The sequence below is a fragment of the Gemmatimonas sp. genome (assembly GCF_044376735.1).
GTDB lineage: Bacteria > Gemmatimonadota > Gemmatimonadetes > Gemmatimonadales > Gemmatimonadaceae > Gemmatimonas.
Genome location: NZ_JBILKJ010000217.1, coordinates 1 through 3,770 on the forward strand (window position 1 = coordinate 1; position 3,770 = coordinate 3,770).

3 protein-coding genes are annotated in these 3,770 nt (G+C 66.4%); all 3 read right to left on the bottom strand.

The window, feature by feature from the left end:
* The coding region (gene gyrA, locus ACIRA7_RS15655) for a DNA gyrase subunit A (RefSeq protein WP_396221771.1) at positions 1–1,885 on the bottom strand (1,885 nt) is incomplete at its 3' end.
* 135 nt (positions 1,886–2,020) lie between these two features.
* Positions 2,021–2,854 (bottom strand): hypothetical protein, encoded by an 834-nt coding sequence (locus ACIRA7_RS15660; protein WP_396221772.1) that lies wholly within the window; start codon positions 2,852–2,854, stop codon positions 2,021–2,023.
* Positions 2,851–3,770: hypothetical protein (locus ACIRA7_RS15665; protein WP_396221773.1), on the bottom strand; the 920-nt coding region annotated here is incomplete at its 5' end. The genes ACIRA7_RS15665 and ACIRA7_RS15660, both read right to left, overlap by 4 nt.

The window sequence follows — 3,770 nt, forward strand, 5'->3', positions numbered from 1 at the left end:
CCGTACCGTTGCGCGTGCAGAACAGCAGGAACTCGGTGTCGCTGAACTCGCGCGTGAGCACGATCGCGCGGATGCGCGTGTCGGGGGTGACGTTGATGAGGTTCACGATCGGCTTGCCGCGCGTGTTCCGCCCGGCCTGCGGCAGCTCGTGCACCTTGAGCCAGAAGCAACGACCGTCGTCGGTGAAGATGAGCATGTACGTGTGCGTGCTCGCCACGTAGAAGCGCTCGATGAAGTCGTTTTCCTTGAGATCCGCGCTGGCCTTGCCGCGACCGCCGCGCCCCTGGCGGTTGTACAACGACAACGGGGTGCGCTTGATGTAGCCGTTGTGCGAGATGGTGACGACCATCTCCTCCTCGGCGATCAGGTCCTCGATCGAGAACTCACCCTCGTCGCTGACGATCTCCGTGCGGCGTTCGTCGCCGTAGGTCTCCATCAGCTTGAGCAGCTCGCCCTTCATGATCTCCATGCGGCGCGGACGCGACTCGAGAATGCCGCGCATCTCGAGGATGAACGCGCGCACTTCGGTGAGCTCCTCCTCGAGCTTGTCGCGCTCGAGGCCGGTGAGCTTCGCCAGACGCATGTTCAGGATCGCTTCCGCCTGGCGCTCGGACAGCCCGAAGCGCGCTTGCAGCTGCAGGCTCGCGGTCGGCGTATCGTCGGCCGCGCGGATCATGCGGATCACTTCGTCGATGTTGTCGACGGCGATCTTGAGGCCTTCGAGGATGTGCTCGCGCTCGAGCGCCTTGTCGAGGTCGAACTGCGTGCGCCGCACGATCACTTCATGGCGGTGCTCGATGTAATGCCCGAGGCACTGCCGCAGCGTGAGCACCTTGGGCACGAGCTGCCGCGTGTTCACGTCGGGCACCAGCGCCAGCATGATCACGCCGAACGTGCTCTGCATCGCCGTGTGCTTGTACAGCTGATTGAGCACCACCCGCGGGATCGCATCGCGCTTGAGCTCGATGACCACGCGGATGCCGTCGCGATCGGACTCGTCGCGAAGCGCACTGATACCGGTCAGCTTCTGGTCGCGCACCAGTTCGGCGATGTCGATGACCAGCTTCGCCTTGTTCACCTGATACGGCACTTCGGTGACCACGATCTGCGAACGGCCGCTCGATTCCTTCTCCTCGATCACGGCCTTGGCCCGCATCACGATGCGCCCGCGGCCGGTGTCCTGATAATCGGCGATGCCCGCGCGGCCATAGATGTAGCCGCCGGTCGGGAAGTCGGGGCCCCGCACGTGGGCGCGCAAGGCCGCGCCGTCGAGCTCGGGGTTGTCGATCATCGCGATCACGGCCGCGACGACTTCGCGCAGGTTGTGCGGCGGAATGTTCGTCGCCATGCCCACGGCGATCCCCGACGAGCCGTTCACCAGCAGGTTCGGCACCCCCGAGGGCAGGACCCGCGGCTCTTCGAGACGGTCGTCGAAGTTCGGCGCGAAGTCGACCGTGTTCTTGTCGATGTCGGTGAGCATCTCGACCGACATGCGCGTGAGGCGCGCTTCGGTGTAGCGGTAGGCCGCCGCGTTATCGCCGTCCATCGAGCCGAAGTTGCCCTGGCCGTCCACCAGCGGATACCGCAGCGAGAACGTCTGCACCATGCGCACGAGCGCATCGTACACGCTGCTGTCACCGTGCGGGTGGTACTTGCCGAGCACGTCACCGACCACCGTCGCCGACTTCTTGAACGGACGCCCCGGCAACAATCCGAGCTCGTTCATCGCGTACAGCACGCGGCGATGCACCGGCTTGAGGCCATCGCGCACGTCGGGCAGCGCACGCGAGACGATGACGCTCATGGAATAGTTGATGAACGATTCCTTCACTTCCTCATCGATGAGGCGTGGCAGAATCCGTTCGCGGGCGTTCGGTGCGGTCATGTGACGTCGGGCGGGAGAGACGTGGTCCGGAACTTGAGCGACAGCCGTGAAATATACACGACCGGCGGTGTAATCACAACGCCGCGGCTCGGTTGCAACTCACTGTATTGCAATGACTTAGAAACTTGCCCGGGATCAGGAGCCCCAGCTCCGCACGATCGAGAGCAGCCGCCACTCCCCGCCGACCCGGCGCAGCAGATACGCGGCGCCGCCGTTGCTCCCCGACCCCACTTCGATCCCGCCGCGCTCCCGGGGACGGTGCACCCCGACCACCGCATAGTCCTGCCACATCACCATCGGCGCGATCACGGTGTACGACAGCTCGGCGCTTGGCGTCTGGCGACCCACCGCCGCGAAGAACTCGTCGCGGGCCCGCTGTTGTCCCTCCGGCCCGAAGTACGCCTTCACCCGCGGACGCGGGGCCTTCGGGAAGTCCATGTCGGTGAAGCCGGGCACCACGAAGGTGACGGTGTCGCCCACGATCGGCGACGGCAGGCACCCGGGCGTCGTGGGATCGGGCACCTCACCGGTAAGCCCCGAGGCCACCGCACGATGCACACCCGTGCCGTCCTCGTCCCAGCGCGGCCGGTCGATTCCCGCCTCCCAACCCACCACCACGCGAAGCAGCGCCCGCGCCTCCGGGGTCGCCAACGAGCGGCCGACGCCCTGCAGCACGATCGTGTGCTCCATCCGCTCGACGATCGACTGCAACGCCTGCTGCAGTGCCGGGGTCGTATCCTGCGGGAACACCCGGAGCGAACCCGGATTGCACCGGTCGCCCAGATCGGCCCACGAGGCACGGGCCAGATAACTCCTCCGCAGCACAGCCATCCGCTGCACAGCGCTGCGCGTTTCCGCGGCCAGGTACGCCGTCGCCACCGAGTCGCTGTTGGGCGCCGCCTGCGCCCCCACTCCGACCAGCGGCGCCACGAGCAGGCCAACCAACAGCCTCGCCCGCCCCAGCATCACGGCTGGCTCGCGTCGGCAGGCCGCCCGGTCACCGGCGCAACGGTCTCCGCCGGCGCCACTGGCACCGGCGTCTCAGCGGTATCGTCTTCCGAGATCTCTTCGGCCAGCTCTTCCGCTTCATCGGCGGCGGCCTCGGCATCGATCGCGCGACGCTCGGCCTGATAGCGCGAATACCATTCGCGCGTCACTTCGCCCGCGAGGTCGCGATTGCCCAGGCCGAACGCCAGCGACAACGCCAGCGCCACGGCGCCAAACAAAATCGCGAACGCGGTCGTGACGATGTCGGTGGCGATGCCGAGTTCCTGCAACGCCATGAACACGGCCAGCACGATCACGCCCACGCGCCCCGTCCGCGCCAGCCACGGCCCGCCGTGCAGCCCCCCCGCCGATGCCATGATGAGGCCACCGACAAACCCGCCGAGCACGATGCCGAGAATGATGATCACGATCGCCGCGATCACACTCGGGATGTAGCTCACGAGTTCCGAGAACACGTTGGCCAGCGATTCGAGACCGATCGCATTGGCCGCCACCAACAGGACGGCGAACATCACGCACCAGAACAGCAGGTTGGCGATGACCTTCGCGGGATTCAGATGCGACCCCGACCGCTCCACGGCGTGCATCACGCCGCCGCGCTCGAGCAGTTGATTGAAGTGCATGCGGCGCAGCAAACGCCCGGTGCCCTTCTCGAGCACCTTCGCCACGAGATACCCGGCGAACAGAATGACGAGGGCGCCGAACAGCGCGGGCACGAATTCCCCGAGCAGGGCGAAGCTCTGCTCGAGCCGTTCCGTGAACGAGGACATCAGGACGGACTGACCCGAGTCCGTCGGCGTCGCGGCGGCCGCGAGCAGCTGAGAGTCGGGAAGCTGTTGCTGTAACAAAGTCGAATGGAGAGGGGGTACCGGCAAAC